Here is a 20,662-nt window from a genome sequence, read left to right as displayed (position 1 = left end):
CATGAGATCACCCATTTAGTATAGAAATATACTTTTTCAGTAAAATTTTTTAACATTCAAAATTTTATTTCAACTACTGTATTAATTATAGTATTGATTAATCTTTTTTATGAATAACATAATATTCCAGTAAAAAATTCAACAAAAAAAGCAAACAAACTAACAGTTACGCTAGTTCATTTGCTCCTAAGCCTAAAGGGTCACCATGTAGTAAATGCCGACTACTAGAAATATTATGCAGACGGCTATTAGTATTTTCGATAAAGTTTCCATATTTAAACTCCTAAGATATACTTGCTCCTATTACAAATGATAAACCAAGTGAAATCGTAAATGAAATAAAACCTACCGAGTGATTATCTGCCGCTATTTCTTCATCAACATTGAACTTTGGTGTTAAAAATTCAAATAAAAAATAGGCAAAAATCAGCAGTGTAAACCCGAACAAACCCCAGCCAAGCATTTCAATAAAGGATGTATGTTGATTAATGGAATATCTGAAAATATTGCAAACACCCAAAATTTTCCCGCCGGTAGCTAAAGCGACTGCGACATTCCCCTTTTTTATTTCATCCCAATTTTTATACTTTGTTACAACTTCAAACAAAATCATCGATACGAATAAGCAAAGGACTACGACACTAAAATAGCCTGCCGTTTCTACGAGAGGATGGTGCCAAAAATTTGAACCTAGCAATCCATTTTACCCCCTTTAAATTTTCTTCCTATTACTAATATTAGCGGATAATTAAAAAGGAGCAACTATTATTTTAGTTCCACGACTGTTACACCGAAACCACCTTCGCCTGCTTCACCGTAACGAAACGATTTAACACGCTTATGATTTTTCAGGAAACTTTGAATACCTTGTCGTAATGCCCCAGTTCCTTTCCCATGGATAATCGAGACGCGTGGATAGTTGGCTAATAAAGCATCATCCAGATACTTTTCTGTGCGAATGAGCGCTTCCTCATATCGCTCTCCACGTAAATCAAGTTCCAACTTTACGACGCTATTGCGATTTTTCACATTCATCATCGGGCGAGTAACCTGCTCTTTTTCAGGTTTCATATATTCTAAATCAGATTCAGGTAATTTCATCTTTAGAATACCAATTTGAACTACCCACTCATTGCCAGCCTTTTGAAGAATTGTCCCTTTTTGTCCGTAGCTTAATACTTTTACTTCGTCGCCTACTTGAAGGTTTTGCTTACGTTCTCGGGCCGCAACTGCCTTTTGCAGTACTTTATTTTCAACTGGTGTTGCATTGTCCAATCGTTTTTTCGCCTCAATTAACTCATGCTCTTTTACAGTTAATGCTGCATTTACTTTCATTTTTCTTAAATCTTCAATTACCGATTCGGCTTCTCTTTTCGCTTCATCAAGAATTTTACGTGCTTTTTCTTTCGCCTTTTTCTCTAAGTTCTCTTTTTTCTCATCATAAATTCGAAGGCGTTCTTCCAGTTCTGCTCGAATCTGTTGAGCTTCTTCGAGTAAAATATGTGCTTCGTCTGCTTCACGCTCGGAGCGCAATCGGCTTTCTTCAAGCGACGCAATCATTGACTCCACTTCATGACGGTCTGTACCTGTGAATGATTTCGCATGTTCAATGATATTTGTTTTCAAGCCTAGACGTTTGGAAATTTCAAATGCGTTTGAACGACCTGGTACACCGATTAATAATCGGTAAGTTGGACTAAGTGTTTCTACGTCGAATTCTACACTTGCATTGACAACTAATGGTCTGTTATATCCATATGCTTTTAACTCCGGGTAGTGCGAAGTTGCCATAACACGTGCGCCACGATTTACTGTTTCATCTAAAATGGCAATGGCCAGCGCTGCACCTTCTTGTGGATCTGTACCTGCTCCAAGCTCATCAAATAAAATTAAAGATTTTTCATTAAACTTACTTAAAATATCTACTATATTTACCATATGAGAAGAGAATGTTGACAAGGACTGCTCAATCGATTGCTCATCACCTATATCTGCAAAAATTTGCTCAAATACAGCTAGCTCCGAACCGTCAAGAGCTGGGACAGGCAAGCCGCATTGTGCCATGATCGTACAAAGCCCCACTGTTTTCAAAGTAACTGTTTTACCACCTGTATTTGGTCCAGTTATTACAATTGCTGTAACATCACGCCCAAATTCAATTGTATTGGCAACTGCTTCTTCAATTGGCAAAAGCGGATGACGGGAACGTATTAGGCGTGTATAGCCTTCATTATTCATCTTTGGCATTGTACATTTATTCGCTTGTCCATATTTCCCTTTTGCTAAAATTACATCGATTTCTCCCAGTAATTGCACGAGAACAAATATTTCATGACCGACTTCTTGTACCTTTAATGTAAGCTCGGATAAAATGCGCTCGATTTCAGCCTTTTCTTTCACTTTTAGACGTTGTACTTCGTTGTTCGCTTGAATCACTGCATCAGGCTCAATAAACAATGTTTGACCCGAAGCAGACTGATCGTGAACAATCCCTCCATAATGTGAACGATACTCTTGTTTGACTGGGATTACGAATCGGTCATTACGAATAGTAATAATCGCGTCTGACAGCATTTTCGTTGCATTCGACCCACGTGTCAGACTTTCCAGCTTTTGACGTACTTTGGACTCTTCTGATCGCAATGACTGCCTGATCGAACGTAGTGCAGCACTTGCAGAATCAAGGACTGTCCCGTTATCATCAATACAATCATTAATTTCATGCTGTAATGCCGTCAATACAGGCATTTGTTCTTTCCGTTCTATAAAGTGAGGAATGTCAATCGCATTCTCAGATTCAATGTCTTCAATGAAATTACGTAAAATTCGGCTTGCACGAATTGTACTTGCGATTTCCATTAATTCCATCGGACTGAGCATACCACCAATTTGGGAGCGTCGTGCATGAGGCCGCACATCAAAAATACCACCCATTGGCACATTTCCTTTCACTCGTAAAATAGCAAGTCCCTCATCCATTTCTTCCAGTAGTTCCACAACAGTTTCAAAATTCGTTTCAGGTACCAGCTCATCAATCGCCTGTTTACCTATAGAGTTTGTACAAAATGTGGAAACTTGCTCACGTACTTTATGAAATTCTAGTGTTTTCAATGCTCGCTGTTCGATCATGAGAACACCTCCTATTACTTTTCTTTATTTTTTTTGATAAATGCTTCGAATTTCTCTCTAGACCATGTATTAACAATTAGTTCTTTCTTTAACCATGCTTTTTGTGCATATTTAACGCCCATATCCATGTAGCGTAATTGGTCAATTGCATGTGCATCTGTATTGATTGCTATTGGAACGTTCTTTTCCATTGCAAGCTGTAGATACTCGATACTTAAATCTAAACGATATGGACTTGCGTTTAATTCTAAAATTTTACCGTTTTCTGCTGCCCATTCAATTAAAAGTGGAACATCCGGATCATAGCCTCCACGCTGCCCTACAATACGACCGGTCGGGTGTGCAATCATATGGACATAAGGGTTTTCAATTGCTGTTTTTAAACGCGCCATAATTTTGTCCTGAGATTGCGTAAAGCTGGAATGAATGGATGCAATAACGAAATCTAAATCTTTTAACATGTCATCTTCAAAATCAAGTGTACCATCTGGTAAAATATCCATTTCTGTTCCACGGTATAGTCTGAAGTCAGGGTTCGCCTTGTTAAATGCATATATATCTAGCTTCTGCAATTCTAACCGTTCTGGAGTTAAACCATTTGCTACTTTTAAATATTGAGAATGATCGGTAATTACAGCATATGAATAGCCCTTTTCCATTAAAGCATGCCCCATCTCACTGACAGAATGCGCGCCATCAGACCAAGTTGTGTGCATGTGTAGATCCGCTACGATATTATCTAACGTTATTAAGTCCTGCAGTTCATCCAAGCGATCGAGTTCCTTCCCACTCTCCCGTACTGTTGGCGGGATAAATGGCAAATTGAAATGAGCAAAAAACGCTTCTTCTGTTTCAAACGTTTCGATAGTGCCATCCTCTTGTTCGACACCGTATTCACTAATTTTCTTACCTAATGATTTAGCCAATTGACGCATGCGGACATTATGATCTTTTGAACCTGTAAAATGGTGAAGCGCTGTTGCATACTCTTCTCTCTTTACTAGACGGAAATCTACACTTACCGGCTCTTCACGGTCTAAAACCACCGACACTTTCGTATCACCAGCAGCAACTGTTTCCAATATTGCCAGCCGTTTAAGAATAGCCTCACGAACAACTTCATATTCTTTAGTAGCCACGATAAAATCTATGTCTTTACTCGTCTCTGCAACTCGTCGAAAGCTGCCTGCTACCGAAAAGAGCTCAACTTCAGGCAGGCTTGCCAAAAGCTCATTAATTTCCAAAACTACAGGTTCAAGTTGCCATATTGGTAAACGTTCTGCTCGCATCCCAAAATTCTCAAGTTCCTTTAAGATCTTTTCTTCTGTTTTTGCCGCAAAACCAGCCAGCTCACGTACTTTTCCTGCTTCACACGCGTTCTTTAATGTTTCCGCATCGACAATGTTAAGTTCCTGATAGAGTTTCGCAAGTTTTTTTCCGCCTAAGCCCGGCAATTTCATAAGCGGTATTAGCCCTTTAGGTACGATTCCTTCCAGTTCCTTTAATACGCTGGATTCTCCCTTTTCCATCAGTTCTATAATAACCGAGGCAGTACCTTTGCCAATGCCCTTAATTGCAGTAATATCATCTATTTCACTTAGGCTACGCTCATCCGCCTCGAGGGCAGCTGCTGCTTTACGGAATGCAGATACTTTAAAAGGATTTTCCGCCTGCAATTCCATATATAACGCGATTTTCTCTAAAGTACGAATAATAATTTTTTTGTTCATCAATAATTGCCTCCCCTTTAAAAAAGCTCCTCCCGAAAATCGAGAGAAGCTTTCGCATGATTTTCAATCCATTACACCTCGGTGCATTTGCGCCTGGACGTAGATAAGTCAGCTGTTAGTGTATATCGTCGCTGATTTTCTTCAAGAACTTCATACTGATTGTAGGATACTAACTAGAATAAGTTAGTTTTTATAAATATACCACCATTTTTGAAACATGCTCGTAATAATTGGTGTATGCTCTAATATCAATCCGGCAAGAATAGATCCGTCAATAAAAGATTGAATGGATTCAATTGGCAGTAGTGCAACTACATATAATCCAATAAATAAAATAATATACATTTCAATAAAACCCAGCACTGCACCCAATAAAAAGTTTAACGAACTAAGCACAGGTAAATACGTTAAAAAATCAAACATTGATCCAACAATTTGCAGTGCTATTTTTACAGCAAAGAAAATAATTGCAAATGCAAACACACGATAAAATGTACGGTCGACATCAAGTGAGTCGAGTACTAGTGTCATCGTTGCACCTTCTGTAAAACCAGGATATGGTATCCATAGAACAAATTTTTCTGCAAGCGGCTTATAATAAATTATAGCCACAACAAGAGCAATTAAAAAACTACCTATATTTATTAATTGGACAACGAGTCCTCGTTTCGCTCCAACTATTAGGCTAATGATAAAGACAGCAAAAATAATTAAATCTAACATGTATGTCAACCCTTCAAATGTTTCAATTGTTCTTCTAATTTTTCAAATTGTTCTTTTAATAGTAAATAGTCATGCACTGAATTAACTGCAGTAAGTACAGCAAGTTTCGCTGTATCCAATGATGGATTATGGGCACCGATTTCCCGCATTTTGTCATCTACTATTGAAGCGACAAGACGCATATGGCCCGATGATTCTGTTCCTACCATTTTATATGTATTGCCATATATTTCTACGGAAATGCGATTCTTCTCTTGCTCAGCCAAAATAATCCCTCCAGAAAGAATATGTAAACAGTACGAAAATACTTTTTCAATTCTTTACTTAATGAAATGGTTAAAAGCAAACCCGATTGCTGTTTTTTATAAAACGATGCTATTTTCATATTGTATATCATAACATTTCCCATTTCACTATCGCAACACCGTTACGATAATGTTCATCGAAACATTAAATCAAATTGCTATTTCCCCTTTCCTTCGTCAAAAGTTATACTACTTAAAAATGAATGTTTTTTGAAAGGATCGCTTATGACAAATATCGTTTTACTATGCAATGAAAAACAACAGCAAACAATTCACCATTTCTATAAAGACGCTATTATTGAACGAAAGGCTCCTGGAGTACTATTTGCAGTGAAACTTGCCGATACAGCCATCACCGCCTATAAATCAGGCAAAGTAATGTTTCAAGGTGCCGGGGCAGAACGAGAAGCAGCGCGCTGGGGGAATGCAAGTTCAGCGCCAGTTAAAGTAGCGACAAATAAAGGAGATAAGCTTCCTGAAGATTTTGCATCATTATCGGTAATTGGTTCAGACGAAACAGGTACAGGAGATTACTTCGGACCTGTTACGGTAGCCGCAGTATATGTTCCTGCCGACAAAATCGCACTCATTAAGGAATTGGGGGTCAAAGATTCGAAACAATTAACGGACGATTATATGCGACGAATTGCACCAGACTTAATGGAAGTATGTGCACATAGCATTTTGACACTTCGCAATGAAAAATATAACGAAATCCAGGCTCGAGGATATTCACAAGGTAAAATAAAAGCCCTGCTCCACAACCAGGCTATAAAGCATGTTTTGACTAAAATAGCCCCCGAGACGCCTGAATATATTTTAATAGACCAATTCGCAGAGCGTGGAATTTATTACAATCACATTAAAAATGAGAAAGAAATTGTACAGGAAAAAGTCCTGTTCTCGACAAAAGCCGAAAATCTGCATGTAGCCGTTGCGACAGCATCAATTTTAGCAAGGTATGCTTTTTTAAAGGAAATGGATCGTCTCTCAAAAGTTACAGGTTTTCCACTTCAAAAAGGAGCAAGTGGTAAAGTGGATGACATGGCTGCAAAAATTTGGATGAAATTTGGAGAGGAGACACTTCGTTCTATGACAAAATGGCATTTTGCCAATACAGAAAAAGCACGGAAACTCCTGCAAAAAAGAAAATAATGACGTAAAAGAGCTGACGCCACCTGATAGGTGTCATCTCTTTTACGTTACTTTTCCATTACTGCAAAGTAATTTTCCTCATCATCGGCAAAGTTAAATACTTTACCAAAAGGCATTTCCATAAACTCTCCAACTGTAATTCCTTTAGTTTGATAGTCTCTATATAAATTATCTAAATTCTCAGCATAAAACATTAAAGAAGGTGTCGTTAAATTTAACTCGGGAGACATTTCCGCAATCTTCTTTTTATCATGTAAAACAATGCTTGTTTGTGCATTATCATTTGGCACTATTGTAATAATACGCATTCCATTATTAATATCAGATACTACAGTAAAGCCTAATTTTTCAGTCCAAAACTTTTTTGATTGCTCCTGGTCCTCTACATACAACATTACTTGCCCTATTTGTCCAATCATTTTTCTGCTCCTCTTTTATAAAATATATTTTTACCAATTATATCAAATAAAAAAAGGCAGGAGCAAAAAACTCCCGCCGATTGATCCGATTATTTATTTTTTTGTGGCACTGGACCTGTATAGTCCTCGCGTTTCGTCACGTCAACACGCTTAATAAATAATGCTAACACTAAAGCAACTAATGTAACAGCTGCTGCTACGTAGAAACTGAATGTAATTCCGTCAAGCATTGCCTGTTGCATTACCTGTGCCTGAATTTGTGCAATTTGCTCTGCTGTCGGTTGGGCAGCAGATGAAGCATTTGCTTTCAGATCAGCCGTAATTTCTGCTGCACGTGTTTTTGTATGAGAGTTGAATACTGTTACTAAGACAGCTGTACCAATCGCTCCAGCAACTTGCTGAGCTGTATTGTTCATCGCTGTACCGTGTGGATTCAAACGGTTTGGTAATGCATTTAAACCGTTTGTCATAATCGGCATCATTACCATTGAAATACCAAACATACGAATTGTATATACCGAAATGATATATAAATATGATGAATCGATATCCAAATAACCTAAACCTACTGTCGCCAATGTTGTAATTGTTAATCCAATAACGGCTAGAATACGCGGTCCGAATCGATCGAATAACTTCCCGGTAATCGGTGACATAATTCCCATCACAATTGCACCAGGCAACATCATTAATCCTGCTTCAAATGGTTCGATTCCACGAACACTTTGTACATAAGCCGGTGTTAAAATCATCCCTGAGAACATAGCTACAGATAGTACCATTGATACGACAGAAGCCATTGCATACGAAGGATATGTGTAAATTCGTAAATCTAGTAATGGTTGGTCTAAGTTGAATTGGCGAACGATAAACCACGCTAAACCAATTGCCCCTGCAGCAATCGTACCCCATACTTCTATTGCTGACCAGCCAGCTGAACTAGCTGTACTGAAGCCGTATAATAATCCGCCAAAACCGATTGTAGACAGTACAATAGAAAGTATATCGATTTTAGCATCACGATTTGGAAGGACATCTTCCAGTTTCCAAACTGCCAGTAAGAGTGATAAAACGGCAATTGGAAGAATCATTTTGAACAGAACGCTCCAGTCGTAATGTTCGACAATCCATCCTGACAATGTTGGTCCGATTGCTGGTGCCAGTACCATAACTAACCCGAACATCCCCATTGCCTGCCCGCGCTTTTCAACCGGAAAACTAATCAGCATTACGTTCATTAAAATCGGTGCCATCGTTGCTGCACCAGCAGCTTGAATCATACGACCCGCTAGTAAAAATTCGAAGCTAGGCGCAAATGAGGCCAATGCTGTACCAATAACGAAAATCGCCATCGATAAAATGAATAAAGGACGTGTTCTGAACTTTGTAATTAAATATGCTGAAGCCGGAACCAATATCCCACTTACAAGCATATAGCCTGTTGCTAACCATTGAACAGTTGAATAATCTTGAATATCAAACGCTACCATAATAGATGGTAAGGCTACGTTTAATAATGTGTTATTTAAAAATGCTACAAACGCCCCGACAAATAATACAGCAATCATTAAATATGGAGGTTTTTTAAATGTCTTTATATCTTGTGTTTTATCCATAAATTTTATTTCCCTTCTTTATACGTTCAAACTTCCTATTTCTATACTCGAACTATTTTATACTCGGAGTCCAATAAATACAACAATTTTATACTCTAAGTCTAAAAACATTGCTAATACACGTTTCAAACAGTAGAATAAGAGTATAAATCAGAGTATATAGAAGCGTTTTTTTCTATTTATTTTTTATATGCACACTTAATCGGATATATTTATTTGGAGGAAACTCATGAATCAACGAAAAAGACAGGTGCTCGATAGTGCATTACAGCTTTTTATTGAAAAAGGCTTCCATGAAACATCAATACAAGATATTTTGGACAAAGCACTTATATCCAAAGGGACTTTCTATAATTATTTTTCTTCAAAAGTGGAATGTTTTACAGCAATTATGGAGCAAACCCGTTATGAAGCGAGCTTGTTACGCCATGAAATGCTATTAAACCAAGATAATACAGATGAAAATTTATTGTTGGAACAAATCCTCGTACTTATGCAAATAAACAAGAAACAAAATTTAGCATCCGTGTTCGAAAATATTTTTCAGTCGAACGATAAGGAACTCCGGGAATTATTAGAGCGCTATCGCTTACTGGAAATAGAATGGGTATCTAATCGATTCACCGATATCTTTGGCGAAAAAGTACGTCCCTATACTCTTGAGCTCGCTATTTTGTTTTTCGCGATGGTGCATCATTTAACGTATTGTCATCGCTTATTTTATAGGGATATGATTGATCCGAAGAGAATTTTAAGGATTGCACTTCGCAATATTAAAGCAATTTATCCTTCCATGCTGGAAAATGGCGAAATATTAATTACTCAAGATGCTCTTCAACTAGTTGAAGAGAAAAAAATTTACCAATCGGTTACAAAGAGCGATTTAATTGAAAAAGTGCAAGGGTTTCTTGACCAGTTAAAATTGGATGCCGCAAATGGGGTGGGAGCTCAATTTACGGAAAGCATTCTAGATGAGCTACAGCGCGATGAGTTACGTATTGCCGTAATTGAAGCATTGCTAAAGCCATTTCGTGAAGCTTTTACAAATACACCGCATGCTGGGGAAAATGTCGAGCTTGCAAATTTATTATGGTTTTATATCAAAAATGAGGAAACCAAATAAACAGGCTCATTTAAACAATAAAAGATGATGGGATAGAAACCAAAAGCACCATTTTTCTCTAAGAGAAAAATGGTGCTTTTTTGCTGTGCACAAAATTGATTTCCATTCCGGGGACGATTTCCACGGGCGTGGCCTGAGCCTGTAGTCTCAGGCGTCAGGCTCCTGCGGTTACTCGTCGCAAAAATAATTTCGCTATTCCCGTAGGAAGCTTTGCTTGTAGCGAAAGGCGTTAGCCGTCAGCTACACTCGCCCCTCCATTTCAATCAATTTTATAAAGTATCCATTTCTTAATATGGGTTTCTCCTTATCGTTTGAAATTTCTACTTCTGTTCTAGCTTCTTTTTAAACTATTTACTGCTCGTCGAAATATGCACTTTTAATTGCTTACCTTTAATTGGCGTTGTTTTCATCGCTTTTAATACGAGATTGCCCTTCCCATTTAGTATTTCCACGAATGAGGACGTATCTAATATTGTAATAATGCCGATATCTGCTGCAGTCATGCCAGGAATTTTTGCAATCGTCCCGACAAAATCAATGGCACGCAACTTTTTCTTCTTACCGCCATTAAAGTAGAGCTTTGTAATGTTTGCATCAACCTTTGCATTCTTTTGTTTTTTCTTCTGTGGTCGACTTTGCATTTTTTTATCAAATGCTTCTGCCTTTGCTTCTACTTCTTCATGTGTTGGTAAATCCACTTTGGGAATGGTAAACCCAATCAATTCTTCAATTCCTGCTAAAAACTCATGTTCAAACGGTGTAATAAACGTGACAGCCTTCCCTTGCTTGCCAGCACGCCCTGTTCGACCTGTACGATGGACATAGGCTTCTTTTTCCATTGGTAAATCATAGTTAATCACCAGTGAAATGTTCTCAATATCAATGCCGCGAGCTGCAACATCTGTCGCCACTAAATAACGGAAATCCCCGCGCTTGAAATCATTCATGACAAGTAAACGCGTAGACTGATCCATCCCGCCATGCAGTTTATCGACACTGTACTCACGGTCATATAAATAATCATGGAGGGCATCAACACGGTCTTTCGTACGGCAGAAAATAATACATGTATCCGGATTTTCAACAACCGCAATTTTTTCTACAGCTGCTGTTTTCTCCTCATCGTGTACTTCAATCACAGCATGCTCAATTTTCGGAGCAGCCTCCTCTGAGTGCACTTCGATATCAATCGGAGCCTTTAAATAATTGGATGCAAGTTTTTTTATCGTATCTGGCACAGTTGCAGAAAACAGCATCATAACTTCACGATGGTCAACATGTGCTAAAATGGCTTCCACTTGATCGATAAAGCCCATGTTAAGCATTTCATCTGCTTCATCAAGAACTACATAGCGGATTTTATCGAGTTTTAACGTCCCCTTTTCAATATGATCCAATACGCGTCCTGGCGTTCCTACTGCAACATGTGTTTTTTGTTTTAGTTCATCTTGCTGATAACGGAACGGCTGCTTCCCGTACAATGCTGTCGCTTTAATACGTTTGTAGCGTCCAATATTTGTGAATTCTTCTTTTACTTGGACAGCCAGTTCACGTGTCGGTGTTAATACTAGCGCTTGTGGCTTGTTTTCTATCCATTCTATATTTTCGCAAATTGGAATCGCGAATGCGGCAGTTTTCCCGCTTCCTGTTTGTGCTTTTACGATTAAATCTTCATCTTTTAAAGCATGGGGCAAAACCTTTTGCTGTACTTCAGTCGGTGTGCTGTAATCCAAATCTTTAAGCGCACGCTGTAATTCTGGTGATAATGAATAGTCGTTAAAATTAGTTGTCATATTTATTCCTCATTTTCTTCTATTAATGAATGATTCCCGGATCAACAATGGCGATAAATTTTCTCGTTGCTTTTGAAAGTGAAACATTTTTTAAATGGACAATCCCTAAACTGCGCTTAGGAATTGGCTGTTGGAGCTCAATTTCATATAAAAGACCTTTTTTTAAGTAGTCGGTTGCAAACTCCTTTGTTACGCTAGCGACACCTAAATTGATTTTCGCAAATTCCAATACTAAATCATGTGAGCCCAATTCGAATTCAGGTGAAATTGTATAGCCTTGTTCTTTTAAATAGTTTTCCACATAATTACGAGAATTTGCCTTTTTCTCAAGAAAAATTAATGGCAGCTTCATAAGCATATCGAGCCGAATCGGTTTTTTCGTTAAGTTTTTATATTTTTGTCCGCACACAAATATATCATGAATCTCCTTACAAGGGATAACTTGAAGCTGAGGATCTTGTATTGGCAGATTACAAATGCCTAAATCCGCTTCCCCAGACTTAATAAAAGCTAATATTTCATTTGTTGTACCGTTTAGAACCTTTAACTTAATGCCAGGATATCTAATATGAAATGCTTCTAAATAGGGCAGTAAAAAGTACCTTGAAATTGTATCCCCCACACCAATACGTAAAACGCCTGTACGTAAGTTTTTAAATTCGGCAATTTTTTCTTCCCCAGCGTCTAAAATACCAAGAGCGGAATTGACATATTCATGTAACAGCTCGCCTTCTTCTGTTAATGTTACCCCTTTTGGAGTTCTATTAAATAAAATGATATCAAGTTCTTTTTCAAGTTTTGAAATGGACTGGCTAACTGCTGGCTGTGTCATGTACAACGCTGCCGCTGCATTTGAAAAACTTTTATTTCGACTCACTTCATTAAATATGCGATAAGCTTCCAACTTTATAATCATATAACCCTCACTTATATCTGATATTAGAATTATTAATTTTACTTATATCACATGAACGAGTTATAGTAAACATTGTGAGATTTCTCAAGTTTTGTTTCTTCGTAAGCAAAACCATTAAAATATAACTTACAGCTATTGAAGGAGAGATTATTTTGGAACGTGTAGTAGGAACGGTTGTACGAGGTCTTCGTGGCCCAATTATTAATGAAGGGGACGATATTGTTCAAATCGTTGTTGATACAGCGTTAAATGCAGCAAAGACAGAAGACTATGCTATTGAAGATCGTGATATTGTAACTGTAACAGAGTCTGTTGTGGCACGCGCACAAGGAAACTACGCAAAAATCTCAGATATCGCATCAGATGTACAAGCCAAATTTGGAGATGATACAGTAGGTGTTATTTTCCCAATTCTTTCGCGCAATCGCTTCTCAAACATTTTAAAAGGAATTGCAGGAGGCACAAAGAAAATCGTCCTTATGCTAAGCTACCCTTCTGATGAAGTAGGTAACCATTTAGTTACATTGGATGAGCTTGATGAAAAAGGAATTAATCCTTGGACAGATGTGCTAACTGAAGCTGAATTCCGTGGCCATTTCGGTTACAACAAACATACATTTACAGGTGTGGATTACATCGAATATTATAAAGAATTAATCATTGAACAAGGCGCTGAAGTTGAAGTAATTTTCTCAAACAACGCAAAAACGATTTTAGATTATACGAAAAGTATTTTAACATGTGATATTCACTCTCGTTTCCGTACAAAACGTATTTTAAAAGCTGCCGGTGCAGAAAAAATCTACGGTCTAGACAATATTTTAGCGGAATCTGTGAACGGATCTGGCTTTAACTCTAACTACGGGTTACTTGGTTCAAACAAATCGACGGAAGATAGCGTAAAATTATTCCCGGATAACTGTCAACCAATCGTTGATGACATTCAAGCAAAAATTTTAGCTGCTACTGGCAAACTTGTAGAAGTAATGATTTACGGTGATGGTGCATTTAAAGATCCAGTAGGCCAAATTTGGGAGCTTGCAGACCCTGTTGTATCTCCTGCCTACACGCCAGGCCTTGACGGTACTCCGAACGAGATCAAATTGAAGTATTTAGCTGATAATGATTTTGCAAATTTACATGGTGAAGCATTAAAAGACGCTATTAAAGATTATATTAATAATAAAGAAGAAGATTTAACTGGTAATATGGCTGCCCAAGGTACTACACCTCGTAAGCTGACTGACCTTATCGGTTCATTGTCTGACTTAACTTCAGGATCAGGCGATAAAGGAACACCAATGATTTATATTCAAGGCTACTTCGATAACTATACAAAATAAAAAAAAGCAGAATGGCCGCAATACGCTTCCATTCTGCTATTTTTAATTATTTTTCAATACCTTCTGTCCAGTTATTCACACGGTCTTCATTGCTTTCAATCCATTTTTGGGCTGCTTCTTTAGGTTTCGTCCCTGAATAAATATCCAGCATTACTTCTTCAATGTCTTCTGTAGTCCATTCAAATGCATCGAGGATTTTAAAGGCATCCGGAGATTCTTGTTCTAAGTTTGGACGAACAAATGTATGAATATTTTCTTCCCCGCCAAATACACCTTCAGGATCTTCCAAATATTTCAAATCATAGTTAGCAAATTTCCAGTGTGGGCTCCAACCTGTTACAATGATTTCTTCTTCATTTTTAATCGCTTGCTCTAAAGCAACCGTCATCGCACCTGATGAAGACGTTTGTAATGACCATGATGCTAAATTTGGATAAGCTTCAAGTGCTCTTTCAGCAGCCGCCACTACCCCAGCTCCAGCTTCGATTCCTGTAATCGTTGATGATGCTTCTGTCGATAAATCAGCAATTGACGTAACTTCCATATATTCTGGTACGACAAACCCAATTTTTGCCCCTTTTAAATTTGGTCCTAAATCGGCTATATCTGCACCATATTTTTCAAATTGTGCTGCATGTGTAGCTGGTAACCAGCCAGATACCATCGCATCTGCTTCTCCTTTTGAAACAGCTTCCCACATAATAGCATTATCCAATGGCGTAATGTCCACATCATAACCGACACTTTCCAGTACTTCTGCTACTACATAAGTAGAGGCAACTTCTGAATCCCATTCTACGTATGCTAAATCAATTGAACCTAGGTCTTTTGAAGATGTAGCATCCTTTGTGTCTGTTGAATCATTTCCACAAGCTGCTAATAAAAGTACTGCACTCATAGCAGTAGCTGCAGGCATCCATTTTAATTTTTTCATTTTATTTTCCCCCATTTGATTTATCTTTATTTAAACTTTGTGTTAATCGGTCTACGATTATCGCAAAGATAACTAAACTAATACCTGCAACAAATCCGTTCCCAATTTGTGCACGTTGTAATGCTGATAATACTTCACGGCCTAATCCCGGTGCACCAATCATCGATGCAATAACAACCATCGATAAAGATAATAGTACTGTTTGGTTAATGCCGGCCATTATAGTAGCTTTGGAAAGTGGTAATTCTACTTTTAATAACTTTTGTGTAAACGTACTACCATAAGAGTCCGCTGCCTCGATTAAGTGCTTTGGAACTTGGCGAATACCTAAATTTGTGAAGCGTACAGTTGGTGGTAATGCGAAGATTACTGAGGCAAATACACCTGGTACGACACCAATTCCGAAAAATGCAACCGCTGGAATTAAGTAAACGAACCCTGGCATTGTTTGCATAAAGTCTAAAATTGGTTTTAATATTTCTTCTACCACTTTAGATTTCGACATGAGTATGCCAAGTGGTATACCTATAATAATCGCGATTAAACTTGAAAACATTACAAGTGTAAATGTATTCATCAACTGATCCCAAAGCCCTTGGTTTAAAATAAATAGTAGACCAAGAATAGAGAAAATAGCTAAGCCGAACTTTTTACCCGTTGCGAAAAACGCTAAAACTGCAACGATTAAGATAAATACATATGGTGGAATGGATGTTAATGTGGATGTCACAAAATCCATTAAATCTGCACCATTATTTTGAATAAAACGGAATTGGGAAGAAAACGTATCTGTCACAATATCCATTAGTTTTTCTACATTTTCAGCTACCGGAATTGGCGTCGCTAAATTTAATAGTTTACTCATTGTCTACACCCCCATTTTTTTCAGAGGCTAATGACTCTAGTACAACTCCACGAATAAGGACACCGCGCAGTTTCCCTTCTTCAACAACAGCAACTGGTGTCGGTGAATCGGAAATAACCGATAAAATTTCCTGAATAACTGTAGATGGTTCTACAATTGGCATATCGTTACGTAAAATCGACTTCAGTGATTTTTCGCCAGATTTCGCTAGGTTCAGTGCATCATTAGCAGTAATATAGCCTAAATATTTTCGAGCTTTATCTACTGCGAGTAATACACTCACTTTATCTTCTTTCATACGCTGTAATGCTACTTTTGGTCCCTCATGATCAATTTGAATTGTCATTGGTCGAATCATTGCATTTTCCGCAGTTAATACTTTCGAACGGTCTACATCCTCTAAGAATGATCGGACATATTCGTTTGCAGGATTTGTTAAAATTTCTTCCCCAGTTCCAACTTGAATAATTTTCCCATCTTTCATAATGGCAATTCGATCACCAATACGAAGTGCTTCATTCAGATCATGTGTAATAAAGACAATAGTTTTTTGTAAATTAGCTTGTAATTCTAATAGCTCATCTTGCATTTCTTTTCGAATGAGCGGATCAAGAGCAGAAAAAGCTTCATCCATTAAAATAATTTCTGTATCATTTGCTAAAGCACGTGCAAGTCCTACACGTTGTTGCATACCACCTGATAATTGATCTGGATATTGGTCTTTATAGGAGAGCAACCCTGCATTTTGTAAAGCCTTTTCTGCTTTTAATCGTCTTTCCTCTTTCGGAATGCCTCGGATTTCTAGGCCATACTCTGCGTTTTGCAAAATTGTACGTTGTGGGAATAATGCGAAGTTTTGAAACACCATGCTCATTTTTTCTCTTCGGACAATTTGTAAGCTCTTTTTATTCAAGTTTGTAATGTTCTGGTTATCTATATATATATCACCGCTTGTTGGTTGAATTAATCGGTTTAACAGTCGTATTAATGTTGACTTCCCACTTCCTGAAAGCCCCATAATCACGAAAATCTCACCTTCTTCAATCGTTAAACTTGCTTCATATACACCTACAGTGGCATTTGTTTCTTTTAAAATCTGTTCTTTAGATTTTTCCTGCTTAACTAATTTCAATGCTTGTGATGTGTTTTTCCCAAATACTTTTGTGACTCGTTCAATCTTAATTTTCCCCATAATCCACTTCCTATAATTATAAATTTCATACAAGTAACAACTCTTTTATTCTATCGGGTTGTTACAGGCAACAACTCCAATATTAATAGGCGTTGTTACTTTTGTCAAATAAGAAGTGTTAATTTTAAAATTCAAAAAAAGAAATAGTTTTCATGAAACAGAAAAAACTACTACCGAGCGAGATTCCGGTAGTAGTTTGTTTTTATGACAAATATGACAAGCTTCACTAAAGCTAAATGAAATGGTTACTTTAAAGTTGTAAAAAGTGTTTCACATTTGAGTAGCATTCATCTTTACCTATAAAAAATAATGTATCGCCAGCAGATATTGTGGCGTACGGACCAGGAGAAACAATTAATTCATGATCCTTTTTGATGCCTATAATTGTTGCTCCAGTTTGTTGCCAAAAGTTAATTTCCCCAATATTTTTTGATAAATAAGGGCATTGCTCCGTAATATCAATTTGAAAAGGGACAAAGGGATTTATTGATTGATATCTGCTTGTCCGATTAACCATTTCTACTAGCGTTTCCTGGAAGTTATTTAATTCATCAATCTGTCTTCCAATACTATCTGTTAATTGCTTTTGCAAATCTCGTATTGACTTTACTCCCTGTAATCGTTGAATGTATTTGGCTGCATTTTCGTACGAAACGATTACTACACCGCTTCCTTTTGTTGCCTCAACGATATTTAAATCCTGTAAAACGGCAATTGCTCTTCTCGCTGTTTCCGAAGAGACATTGTATTGAGAAGCTAGTGATGAACGTGCATAAATTTTTTCCCCGACAATATATTTTTTTTCAACAATTTTCGCTGCAATATCTTCTGCAATCACTTGATACTTTGGCTGTTTAATTTGGATTTTTTTCTCCATTATTTGCACTCCTTTGTGCTATGTTCAAAAGATAAGTATATTTCAATATCTTTACTCTATCGAAATTATATACGTTTTTTTCATAACCGCAAATTTACTTTTCAATGTTTCTTATTTAAATAGTATTAATTTTACATAAAATTTTAAACATAAACAAATAATACTTTTATCTCTGTCATTCCATTCTCTCTTAACGCCTTATTTTTCTGTTTTTTGACGAAAAATCTCACTTTAACGCTTCAACTTGATAAACTTCTTTATTATTACGATTAATGATGCTAAAATTTTGATATTGTTAAATTAGAAATAGGTGAAATAATGAAAAAATTATTTAGAAAAAAACCGATTAAGGACCTTTTGCATAAAAGCGATAATTTACAACTTCCAAAAACATTGGGTGCATTTGATTTAATATTACTCGGTGTAGGAGCAATTGTCGGAACAGGTATATTCATCTTGCCAGGAACTGTTTCAGCTCTTCATGCAGGACCCGGCATCATTTTTTCTTTCGTCATTGCAGCTATAGTGTGTGCATTGGCCGCGCTCTGTTATTCAGAGTTCTCTTCGACTGTCCCAGTGACAGGTAGCGCTTATTCTTATAGTTATATCGTTTTTGGTGAAATCATCGCTTGGCTAGTTGGTTGGTCATTGTTACTCGAATACGGACTTGCTACAGCAGCAGTGGCTACTGGATGGTCGGGTTACTTCACTTCACTATTAGAAGGGTTTAATATTCACATTCCTTTAGCTTTAACTGGAGCATTTAGCCCCGAAGAAGGCACTTACATTAATTTACCAGCTATTTGCATTATTTTTGTAATCGGAATTTTGCTAACTTTGGGAATGAAAGAATCTGCAAGATTCAATGCATTATTAGTTGCGATAAAAGTGGGCGTTATTTTATTATTTATTGGTGTCGGTGTATTTTACGTAAAGCCGGAAAACTGGACACCCTTTTTACCATTCGGTATGAGCGGTGTATTTACTGGTGCTGCACTCGTATTTTTCGCTTACTTAGGATTTGACGCAGTTTCTTCTGCAGCCGAAGAGGTTAAAAACCCACAGCGTAATATGCCAATTGGAATTATCGGTTCCTTATTTATTTGTACATTGCTTTATGTGGTCGTTTCATTAGTATTAACAGGTATTGTCCCTTACACAAATTTAAATGTGACAGATCCCGTTTCTTTTGCGATGCAAGTCATCAATCAAGAGTGGGCAGCTGGCATTATTTCTTTAGGCGCAGTAATTGGAATGATGACCGTTATTTTAGTGATGATGTACGGGGGAACTCGTCTATTAATGGCATTTGCCCGGGATGGTTTAATGCCAAAAATATTTGCACAATTAAGTCCAAAACGTAAAACTCCTGTGAAAAATACATGGATTTTTACAATTGTCATTTCTTTTTTTGCTGGATTTATTCCGTTGGAGACTTTAGCAGAACTAGTAAACATGGGAACATTAATTGCATTTATTTTCGTTTCAGCCGGTATTTTGAATTTAAGAAAAAACAAAAACTTGCCGCCTAATGGATTTAAAGTGCCTTTCTATCCTGTTTTGCCAATCGTATCGCTGATTTTATGTATTTTCCTAATTACACAGCTGTCCATGCAGACTTGGGCTGCTTGTGGCATATGGTTCATTATTGGACTTATTATTTATTTACTTTATGGAAAAAGAAAATCAACTTTAAATCGTTAATTTATCCTAGCCCTATGTTAAATGTTCATTCATTCAACATAGGCTATTTTTTGTATTCTGACCTTATCAAATTGTTTATTTTTGAACCTTTTATAGGTGCCAATATATTGCTAATATGATAGATAATTTCAAATAGAAGGAGAATTATTTATGCAAACAACAACAAGGTCTGTATCTGCCTCATCCGACAAAACAAAGGATTTAATTATTACGAGCTTACTTATTTCTCTAGTTTTTACCGCAACATTCTTTATTAATATTCGATTGCCTATAGCAGCAAACGGTGGCCTCGTACATTTGGGATCGGCAATGCTTTTTATTGTAGCGATACTATTTGGCCCTAAAAAGGGAGCAATTGCAGGAGCATTTGGAATGGCCTTGTTTGATATTCTATCCGGGTGGACATTATGGGCGCCTTTCACTTTCATTACACGTGGAATTCAAGGCTATATCGTAGGTAAAATTGCTAGGGTAAACGGCAAAAATGGTGATAGTTTTATATACAATATTATTGCGGTTGTAGTATCGATTCCCTTTATGTTGGGCGGCTATTATATTTGCGAGCGTGTGTTGTATGGAAACTGGATTATTCCGTTAGCTTCTATTCCCGGCAATCTCGTACAAAATACAGTCGGACTTATTATTGCTATACCTGTTTGCATTGCATTGAAAAAGCTGTCGATTTTTAAATAATTAAAAAGGCTAGCGATCACTTGTTTGAACTGAACCCTATTATGTAGACAGTTTAAAAAAAGCGATGTAGCAGTTTCTTATGCTGCAATTAGATGACTTCGGTAAGTTGCCGGAGTCATCTTTTTTAATGTCCATTGTTTTCTCG

General features: G+C 37.2%; 18 protein-coding genes. 5 read left to right on the top strand and 13 right to left on the bottom strand.

The window, feature by feature from the left end; translation table 11 throughout:
- Positions 1-283: 283 nt before the first annotated feature.
- From SNE38_RS15820 to zapA, 5 genes are all read right to left on the bottom strand, one after another.
- Positions 284-697 carry a DUF350 domain-containing protein gene (locus SNE38_RS15820; RefSeq protein ID WP_336046866.1) on the bottom strand — a complete coding sequence of 138 codons (414 nt, stop codon included), beginning with the start codon at positions 695-697 and terminating at the stop codon, positions 284-286.
- 68 nt (positions 698-765) lie between these two features.
- On the bottom strand, positions 766-3,129 hold the full coding sequence (locus tag SNE38_RS15815; protein WP_191702832.1) for an endonuclease MutS2: 2,364 nt from the start codon (positions 3,127-3,129) through the stop codon (positions 766-768).
- Positions 3,130-3,143: 14 nt separating this feature from the next.
- Entirely contained in the window at positions 3,144-4,859 is a 1,716-nt protein-coding gene (gene polX / locus SNE38_RS15810; protein WP_336046865.1) for a DNA polymerase/3'-5' exonuclease PolX, read from the bottom strand.
- Positions 4,860-5,042: 183 nt separating this feature from the next.
- Complete coding sequence (locus SNE38_RS15805) at positions 5,043-5,582, bottom strand: CvpA family protein (protein WP_336046864.1); 540 nt, start codon at positions 5,580-5,582, stop codon at positions 5,043-5,045.
- Positions 5,583-5,587: 5 nt separating this feature from the next.
- Positions 5,588-5,848, bottom strand: coding sequence for a cell division protein ZapA (gene zapA, locus SNE38_RS15800; RefSeq protein ID WP_191702835.1), 261 nt, complete (start codon positions 5,846-5,848; stop codon positions 5,588-5,590).
- 264 nt (positions 5,849-6,112) lie between these two features.
- Between zapA and rnhC the strand changes: the two genes are divergently transcribed.
- Positions 6,113-7,042, top strand: coding sequence for a ribonuclease HIII (rnhC, locus tag SNE38_RS15795; RefSeq protein WP_336046863.1), 930 nt, complete (start codon positions 6,113-6,115; stop codon positions 7,040-7,042).
- Between the two features lie 47 nt (positions 7,043-7,089).
- On the opposite strand, the gene SNE38_RS15790 is transcribed toward rnhC, so the two are convergent.
- A complete protein-coding gene (locus SNE38_RS15790; RefSeq protein ID WP_336046862.1) occupies positions 7,090-7,461 on the bottom strand; it encodes a VOC family protein in 372 nt (123 codons plus the stop codon).
- Positions 7,462-7,550: 89 nt separating this feature from the next.
- Positions 7,551-9,077, bottom strand: a complete 1,527-nt coding sequence (locus tag SNE38_RS15785) for a DHA2 family efflux MFS transporter permease subunit (RefSeq protein ID WP_336046861.1) — start codon at positions 9,075-9,077, stop codon at positions 7,551-7,553.
- Between the two features lie 229 nt (positions 9,078-9,306).
- On the opposite strand from SNE38_RS15785, the gene SNE38_RS15780 reads away from it, so the two are divergent.
- Positions 9,307-10,200, top strand: a complete 894-nt coding sequence (locus SNE38_RS15780; protein WP_191702839.1) for a TetR/AcrR family transcriptional regulator — start codon at positions 9,307-9,309, stop codon at positions 10,198-10,200.
- A 347-nt stretch (positions 10,201-10,547) separates the two neighbouring features.
- On the opposite strand, the gene SNE38_RS15775 is transcribed toward SNE38_RS15780, so the two are convergent.
- Together SNE38_RS15775 and SNE38_RS15770 are read right to left on the bottom strand one after the other, a co-directional pair.
- Positions 10,548-11,993, bottom strand: coding sequence for a DEAD/DEAH box helicase (locus SNE38_RS15775; RefSeq protein WP_336046860.1), 1,446 nt, complete (start codon positions 11,991-11,993; stop codon positions 10,548-10,550).
- Between the two features lie 22 nt (positions 11,994-12,015).
- On the bottom strand, positions 12,016-12,909 hold the full coding sequence (locus SNE38_RS15770) for a LysR family transcriptional regulator (protein ID WP_191702841.1): 894 nt from the start codon (positions 12,907-12,909) through the stop codon (positions 12,016-12,018).
- Between the two features lie 152 nt (positions 12,910-13,061).
- Here SNE38_RS15770 and SNE38_RS15765 point away from each other — a divergent pair, with 152 nt between their 5' ends.
- Positions 13,062-14,252, top strand: coding sequence for a coenzyme F420-0:L-glutamate ligase (locus SNE38_RS15765; RefSeq protein ID WP_191702842.1), 1,191 nt, complete (start codon positions 13,062-13,064; stop codon positions 14,250-14,252).
- Between the two features lie 46 nt (positions 14,253-14,298).
- Here the strand turns inward: SNE38_RS15765 and SNE38_RS15760 are convergent, their stop codons facing one another.
- The 4 genes from SNE38_RS15760 to SNE38_RS15745 all read right to left on the bottom strand — a co-directional run bounded on the left by SNE38_RS15760 (position 14,299) and on the right by SNE38_RS15745 (position 18,120).
- Positions 14,299-15,186, bottom strand: coding sequence for a glycine betaine ABC transporter substrate-binding protein (locus tag SNE38_RS15760; protein WP_191702843.1), 888 nt, complete (start codon positions 15,184-15,186; stop codon positions 14,299-14,301).
- Between the two features lies 1 nt (position 15,187).
- On the bottom strand, positions 15,188-16,051 hold the full coding sequence (locus SNE38_RS15755) for an ABC transporter permease (RefSeq protein WP_336046859.1): 864 nt from the start codon (positions 16,049-16,051) through the stop codon (positions 15,188-15,190).
- Entirely contained in the window at positions 16,044-17,243 is a 1,200-nt protein-coding gene (locus SNE38_RS15750; RefSeq protein WP_191702845.1) for a quaternary amine ABC transporter ATP-binding protein, read from the bottom strand. The genes SNE38_RS15755 and SNE38_RS15750 overlap by 8 nt, the downstream gene beginning before the upstream one ends.
- 250 nt (positions 17,244-17,493) lie before the next feature.
- Positions 17,494-18,120 carry a TrkA C-terminal domain-containing protein gene (locus SNE38_RS15745; protein WP_191702846.1) on the bottom strand — a complete coding sequence of 209 codons (627 nt, stop codon included), beginning with the start codon at positions 18,118-18,120 and terminating at the stop codon, positions 17,494-17,496.
- A 318-nt stretch (positions 18,121-18,438) separates the two neighbouring features.
- Here SNE38_RS15745 and SNE38_RS15740 point away from each other — a divergent pair, with 318 nt between their 5' ends.
- Positions 18,439-19,824 carry an amino acid permease gene (locus SNE38_RS15740; RefSeq protein WP_191702847.1) on the top strand — a complete coding sequence of 462 codons (1,386 nt, stop codon included), beginning with the start codon at positions 18,439-18,441 and terminating at the stop codon, positions 19,822-19,824.
- Between the two features lie 150 nt (positions 19,825-19,974).
- Entirely contained in the window at positions 19,975-20,517 is a 543-nt protein-coding gene (locus SNE38_RS15735) for an ECF transporter S component (protein WP_191702848.1), read from the top strand.
- Positions 20,518-20,662 lie beyond the last annotated feature (145 nt).

The sequence above is a fragment of the Solibacillus ferritrahens genome, assembly GCF_037027585.1.
Taxonomy (GTDB): Bacteria; Bacillota; Bacilli; order Bacillales_A; family Planococcaceae; genus Solibacillus; species Solibacillus ferritrahens.
The sequence above is the reverse complement of the archived record's forward strand: the minus strand, read 5'-3'. Positions and strand labels throughout refer to the sequence as shown.